The organism is Variovorax boronicumulans NBRC 103145 (assembly GCF_001591345.1).
Lineage (GTDB): Bacteria > Pseudomonadota > Gammaproteobacteria > Burkholderiales > Burkholderiaceae_C > Variovorax > Variovorax boronicumulans.
This window is the reverse complement of the sequence record NZ_BCUS01000199.1, coordinates 1-6,468: the sequence shown is the minus strand read 5'-3', so window position 1 is coordinate 6,468 and position 6,468 is coordinate 1. Positions and strand designations below refer to the sequence as shown.

The window sequence follows — 6,468 nt, the reverse complement described above, 5'->3', positions numbered from 1 at the left end:
GCCGCCGCGCGCGCCCGTGCCGGCAGCGCCTGGGCGCGCGCCAGCAGCTCGCGCACGTCGGGCAGCAGCGCCTCGCCGGCCGGCGTGAGCGCCACGCGGCGGCGTGTGCGGTCGAACAGCACCACGCCCAGCGTTTTCTCGAGCTGGGCAATGGCCTGCGTGACCGGCGGCTGCGTCATGTGCAGGCGCTGGGCGGCGCGACCGAAGTGCAGCTCTTCGGCCACAGCCACGAACTGGCGCCAGGCGCGCAGGTCGATGAGGGCTTCATTCATATGCCAAGCATATCAATCCAAGCTTCAAATTGGATTGGAACCAATCAATCAGAAGTCCGATACTTGGCGCTTCCCCTCACGATCTCCCCACGACAGAAGAGACACCATGGACACCAAGACCATCCAGATCAACCGCCGCAGCGCGAACATCACCGAAGGCAAGAGCCGCGCCCCCAACCGCTCGATGTTCTACGCCATGGGCTACGAGGAAGGCGACTTCAAGAAGCCGATGGTCGGCGTCGCCAACGGCCACAGCACCATCACGCCCTGCAACTCGGGCCTGCAGAAGCTGGCCGACGCGGCCATCGCGGGCATCGAGGAAGCCGGCGGCAACGCGCAGGTGTTCGGCACCCCCACCATCTCCGACGGCATGGCGATGGGCACCGAAGGCATGAAGTACTCGCTGGTGAGCCGCGAGGTCATCTCCGACTGCATCGAGACCTGCGTCGGCGGCCAGTGGATGGACGGCGTGCTGGTGGTCGGCGGCTGCGACAAGAACATGCCCGGCGGCCTCATGGGCATGCTGCGCGCCAACGTGCCCGCCATCTACGTCTACGGCGGCACCATCCTGCCGGGCCGCTACAAGGGCCAGGACCTGAACATCGTCAGCGTGTTCGAGGCCGTGGGCCAGAACGCCGCCGGCAACATGAGCGACGAAGACCTGCACGAAATCGAGAAACGAGCCATTCCCGGCACCGGCTCGTGCGGCGGCATGTACACGGCCAACACGATGTCGAGCGCGTTCGAGGCACTGGGCATCTCGCTGCCCTACTCGTCGACCATGGCGAACCCGCACGACGAAAAGGCCAACTCGGCCAAGGAATCGGCCAAGGTGCTGATCGAGGCGATCAAGAAAGACCTGAAGCCGCGCGACATCGTGACCAAGAAGGCCATCGAGAACGCGGTGGCAGTCATCATGGCCACCGGCGGTTCGACCAACGCGGTGCTGCACTTCCTGGCCATCGCGCACGCGGCTGGCGTGGAGTGGTCCATCGACGACTTCGAGCGCATGCGCAAGAAGGTCCCGGTGATCTGCGACCTGAAGCCCTCGGGCAAGTACCTCGCGGTCGACCTGCACCAGGCCGGCGGCATTCCGCAGGTCATGAAGGTGCTGCTCAAGGCCGGCCTGCTGCACGGCGACTGCATCACCATCAGCGGCCAGACCATCGCCGAAGTGCTCAAGGACGTGCCCGACGTGCCGCGCGCCGACCAGGACGTGATCCGCCCGATCGACAACCCGATGTACGAGGAAGGCCACCTGGCCATCCTGAAGGGCAACCTGTCACCCGAAGGCGCGGTCGCCAAGATCACCGGCCTGAAGAACCCGGTCATCACCGGCCCGGCGCGCGTGTTCGACGACGAGCAGTCGGCGCTGCAGGCCATCCTGGCCGGCAAGATCGTCGCCGGCGACGTGATGGTGCTGCGCTACCTCGGCCCCAAGGGCGGCCCGGGCATGCCGGAAATGCTGGCCCCCACGGGCGCGCTGATCGGTGCGGGCCTGGGCGAGAGCGTCGGCCTCATCACCGACGGCCGCTTCTCGGGCGGCACCTGGGGCATGGTGGTCGGCCACGTCGCACCCGAAGCGGCGGCGGGCGGCACCATCGCGTTCGTCAACGAAGGCGACTCGATCACCATCGACGCGCACGAGCTGAAGCTCGAACTCAACGTGCCCGAAGCCGAACTCGCCAAGCGCCGCGAAGGCTGGACGCCGCCGGCCCCGCGCTACACGCGCGGCGTGCAGGCCAAGTTCGCGTTCAACGCCTCGAGCGCAAGCTCGGGCGCGGTACTCGACAAGTTCTGAAGCGGACTCAGCCCATCATCCACGCGCCGTAGCCGAAGGCCGCAAAGCCCAGGCCGACGATCGCGAAGATGGCCCGGGCTTCGAAATCCATCGCCGGGGGAAAGCTCTGCACGACGAAGTGCAGCAGCGCCCCCGCGCCGATGGCGAGAAACCCCGCACCGAACTGCTTCATCGCGCTGTCGTCGGGATAGAGAAACACCAGCGCGAAGCCGGCCAGGAACACCACGTTGGCCAGCACGGTGCCGCGCGTGCGCCATTTCTTCTGCGCGGGCGTCGGCTCGCGCACCGGCGCCGGCCGGCCCCTTCGGCCTTCCTTGAGCGCCATGCCGGTGAAGAACAGGCCGAACATCGTCGGAAAGCCGCCGAAGAGGCCGAGCCCCCAGACGATGCCCCACATGTTCTGGAAATCGGCCACCAGTGCCTGGGCCGGATCAGTGGTGCTGTAGCGCACCTCGACCGCATCGCCCCACTCCTTGTCCGACAGGCTGCCGCCCAGCCCCTTGACGCGGCGTTTCTGCCCGTCGGCTGCGGTGTATTCGACGAGGGGCGCGCGCGTGGTGGTGACGTAGCCCTTGCTGTCCTTGCTGCGCTCTTCCACGAACTCGACCAGGCTGCCCTGCGTGCTGGCCGTGCCCGCGATCGACTGGTAGCGCTGCCAGCCCACCGTGACCGCACCGTACAAGCCGGCGCAGCCGATCAGCAAGGCGCCGATGCCGGCGCCCCAGAAAAAGGTCTTGAAACGACCGACCAGCGCACCGACGGCCGGCCCGACCAGCAGCGACAGCCCGAAGACGAGCAAGGCGTGGGTGGCGGCTTCGTCGTCCATGGCGCGCGTCCTGTCGGCATGCGGCGCGGGTGACGGAGCCGCGGGGTCAGCGGCGCGGGCGCTGCTGCCCGTTGCTGGTGCGCAGGCCCATGTTGGTCTTCTGGCGGTCGATGCGCGCCTGCTTGCGCCGCTCTTCGCGCTCGATGACCTTGCGCTTGGTATAGCCCGACGAATCGGCCCAGGCCCACCAGGCCAGCGCCAGCGCGAACGGGCTCAGCACGATCCACCAGCTCCAGCCGGCGACCATGCCCACTTCGAAATATTTGAGGGCTACACCGAGCAGGCCCAAGAGCAGAAACCACATCGCGAATACCCTCCGAGTTGGTCGGTATCGCCGCCGGTGCGTGTGCACCGCGCTACCTACAATCGCGTTGGATCGAATGTAACTCAGCCCTTACGAAAACAGTCCCCATGAAAAGAACGATGTTGATGGCAGCCCTGGGCCTCGGCCTCGCGGCGCCCGCCTTTGCCGACTTGGCCCTTGCCACGTCGAAGAACTGCATGAGCTGCCACGCGGTCGAACGCAAGGTGCTCGGGCCGTCGTTCAAGGACATCGCGGCCAAGTACAAGGACGACAAGGGCGCCGCCAACACGCTGGCCACCAAGATCATCAAGGGCGGCTCGGGCGTGTGGGGCCCGGTGCCGATGCCGGCCAACAACCAGGTCAGCGAAGCCGATGCGAAGAAGCTCGCAGCCTGGGTGTTGTCGACGAAGTAACCGGCAGCAAAACGAAGCGCGCGGCGCGCCCGCTCAGATGCTCGGGTTGATGTCGCTGGGCACCGGACGGCGCTCGATGCGGTCCTCGAGCTGCCCGATGTGCGCCGCCACTGTGTTGTCGGTCTGGTCCGAACGCAGCTTGACCGCGCTTTCCAGCTGATCCATGCGCGCCAGCAGCGCCGTGTGCCGGTCGGCGTTGTGCGACATGTGCTGCTTCTCCTGCGCTTCCAGGAAGTTGCGCAGCTCGGTGAAGCGCGAGGCCTCGGCCTTGTCGGCGAGGTCGCGCTGGGTCTGCATTTCCTTCGTGTGGCGCTTGGTCTCCAGCAGCACCGAGCTGTGCAGGTACAGCACGTACACGAGGAAGAAGGCCGCGAGCACGGCCGTGAGCCCCAGCATGATCAGCCCCAGCGGCGCCGACACGCTCATGAAGCCCAGCCACACGTCGGTGGGGGCCGACAACGTGCCCCAGTTCAGCGCGGCGAGCCCCGCGATGAGCAGCACGATGACAAAAAGAAAAGCGGATCTCACGCCCATGTGGCGCCTCCTTGCAAACAACCGATCACGATGACAAAAGCCGCGCGCCTGTCAGGGCACGCGGTGACGACATCGGTTTTACCTCAGCCAGGAGGCCGCTTTGGTGCACATGGCCGCACAAACGGCCATGTCCTACACCTCGATACAGCAGGTTCGTGACAACTGTTCCGGAATGGCCGGATTCGGCCAATCCCGGGGGGTCAGTTCGTCTCGGACAGCTGATCGAGGATCGCCGGATTCTCGAGCGTCGACGTGTCCTGCGTGATCGCCTCGCCCTTGGCGATGCTGCGCAGCAGGCGCCGCATGATCTTGCCGCTGCGCGTCTTGGGCAGGTTGTCGCCGAAGCGGATGTCCTTGGGCTTGGCGATGGGGCCGATTTCCTTGGCGACCCAGGCACGCAGCTCGTTGGCGATCTGCTTGGCCTCTTCGCCGGTCGGGCGCGCGCGCTTGAGCACCACGAAGGCGCACACGGCCTCGCCCGTCACATCGTCGGGACGGCCCACCACCGCGGCTTCGGCCACAAGGTCGGTCTTGGACACCAGCGCCGATTCGATTTCCATCGTGCCCAGGCGGTGGCCCGACACGTTGAGCACGTCGTCGATGCGGCCCGTGATGCGGAAGTAGCCGCGGTCGGCGCTGCGCACCGCGCCGTCGCCGGCCAGGTAGATCGTGCCGCCCATCTCTTCGGGGAAGTAGCTCTTCTTGAAGCGCTCGGGGTCGTTCCAGATGGTGCGGATCATCGAGGGCCACGGCCGCTTGATGACCAGCATGCCGCCCGCGCCGTTGGGCAGGTCCTTGCCGGTCTCGTCGACGATGGCGGCCATGATGCCAGGCAGCGGCAAGGTGCACGAGCCCGGCACCAGCGGCGTGGCGCCCGGCAGCGGCGTGATGACGTGGCCGCCGGTCTCGGTCTGCCAGAAGGTGTCGACGATCGGGCAGCGCTCGCCGCCGATATTGCGGTGGTACCACATCCACGCTTCCGGGTTGATCGGCTCGCCGACCGAACCGAGGATGCGCAGGCTGGTCAAGTCCCAGTTCTTCGGGTGCACCTTCTCGTCGCCTTCGGCCGCCTTGATGAGCGAGCGGATCGCGGTGGGCGCGGTGTAGAACACGCTGACCTTGTGCTTCTGGATCATTTCCCAGAAGCGGCCCGCGTGCGGGAAGGTCGGGATGCCTTCGAACACGACCTGCGTGGCGCCGGCCGCGAGCGGGCCGTAGGCGACGTAGGTGTGGCCGGTGATCCAGCCGATGTCGGCGGTGCACCAGAACAGGTCTTCGGGACGGATGTCGAAGGTCCAGTCCATCGTGAGCTTGGCCCACAGCAGGTAGCCGCCGGTGGCGTGCTGCACGCCCTTGGGCTTGCCGGTGGAGCCCGAGGTGTAGAGGATGAACAGCGGGTGCTCGGCATTGACCGGCACGGGCGCGCACTCGGTGCTCTGCCCGGCCAGCGCTTCGGTGAAGGTCTTGTCGCGGCCCTCGACGCGGTTCCACGCAGTGGGCGTGCGCTCGTACACGAGCACGGTCTTGAGCGTGTCGCAGCCGCCCAGCGCGATGCCGTCGTCCACGATGGCTTTGAGCGGCAGCTCCTTGCCGCCGCGCAGCTGGTAGTTGGCGGTGATGACGGCCACCGCGCCCGCGTCGATGATGCGTTCCTGCAGCGCCTTGGCCGAGAAGCCGCCGAACACCACGCTGTGGGTGGCGCCGATGCGCGCGCAGGCCTGCATGGCGACCACGCCCTCGATGGTCATCGGCATGTAGATGATGACGCGGTCGCCCTTGTTGATGCCCTGCGCTTTCAGCGCGTTGGCGAACTGGCTCACACGGGCCAGCAGTTCCTTGTAGGTGACGCGGGTGACGGCGCCGTCGTCGGCTTCGAAGACGATGGCGGTCTTGTTCTCGACGGGGGTGCCGATGTGCTTGTCCAGGCAGTTGGCGCTGGCGTTGAGCTCACCGTCGCCGAACCATTCGTAGAACGGCGCCTTCGATTCGTCCAGGGTGCGGGTGAAGGGCTTCGTCCACTGGAGGTTGTCCTTGGCCAGGCGGGTCCAGAAGCCTTCGAAGTCCTGTTCGGCTTCCTTGCACAGTGCCTCGTAGGCGGCCATGCCGGCAATGCAGGCGCCTTCGGTGGCGCGGGCGTCGGGCGGGAACACGCGGTTCTCGACCAGGACGGATTCAATGTTCTTCGATGCGCTGCTCATGCTCTTGTCTCCTGATTGAATGCGGCCGTAATGTCGGGGCACGCACTTACGGGCCACTGACGGGGTCGATGTTAGTTCGCAGGGTTATCACGAGTGCGTCACTGGGAGACCTCTAGAATC

7 protein-coding genes are annotated in these 6,468 nt (G+C 66.6%); 2 read left to right on the top strand and 5 right to left on the bottom strand.

All coding sequences use genetic code 11. The features are described from left to right. The coding region (locus tag VBO01S_RS30330; RefSeq protein ID WP_157627524.1) for a LysR family transcriptional regulator at positions 1-272 on the bottom strand (272 nt) is incomplete at its 3' end. Between the two features lie 106 nt (positions 273-378). On the opposite strand from VBO01S_RS30330, the gene ilvD reads away from it, so the two are divergent. After that, positions 379-2,073: a dihydroxy-acid dehydratase gene (gene ilvD / locus VBO01S_RS30325; protein ID WP_062482642.1), complete on the top strand. Its 1,695-nt coding sequence runs from the start codon at positions 379-381 to the stop codon at positions 2,071-2,073. A 7-nt stretch (positions 2,074-2,080) separates the two neighbouring features. Here ilvD and VBO01S_RS30320 read toward each other — a convergent pair whose 3' ends face one another. Together VBO01S_RS30320 and VBO01S_RS30315 are read right to left on the bottom strand one after the other, a co-directional pair. Continuing rightward, the gene (locus tag VBO01S_RS30320; RefSeq protein ID WP_062482641.1) at positions 2,081-2,899 is read right to left on the bottom strand and encodes a DUF3592 domain-containing protein; all 819 of its coding nucleotides are present in this window, start codon (positions 2,897-2,899) and stop codon (positions 2,081-2,083) included. Between the two features lie 46 nt (positions 2,900-2,945). Next, entirely contained in the window at positions 2,946-3,203 is a 258-nt protein-coding gene (locus tag VBO01S_RS30315) for a TIGR04438 family Trp-rich protein (RefSeq protein WP_062482640.1), read from the bottom strand. Positions 3,204-3,310: 107 nt separating this feature from the next. Between VBO01S_RS30315 and VBO01S_RS30310 the strand changes: the two genes are divergently transcribed. After that, on the top strand, positions 3,311-3,616 hold the full coding sequence (locus tag VBO01S_RS30310; protein ID WP_062482639.1) for a c-type cytochrome: 306 nt from the start codon (positions 3,311-3,313) through the stop codon (positions 3,614-3,616). A 33-nt stretch (positions 3,617-3,649) separates the two neighbouring features. Here VBO01S_RS30310 and VBO01S_RS30305 read toward each other — a convergent pair whose 3' ends face one another. Then, positions 3,650-4,150 carry a hypothetical protein gene (locus tag VBO01S_RS30305; protein ID WP_062482638.1) on the bottom strand — a complete coding sequence of 167 codons (501 nt, stop codon included), beginning with the start codon at positions 4,148-4,150 and terminating at the stop codon, positions 3,650-3,652. 200 nt (positions 4,151-4,350) lie between these two features. Continuing rightward, complete coding sequence (gene acs / locus VBO01S_RS30300; protein ID WP_062482636.1) at positions 4,351-6,348, bottom strand: acetate--CoA ligase; 1,998 nt, start codon at positions 6,346-6,348, stop codon at positions 4,351-4,353. Between the last annotated feature and the right edge of the window lie 120 nt (positions 6,349-6,468).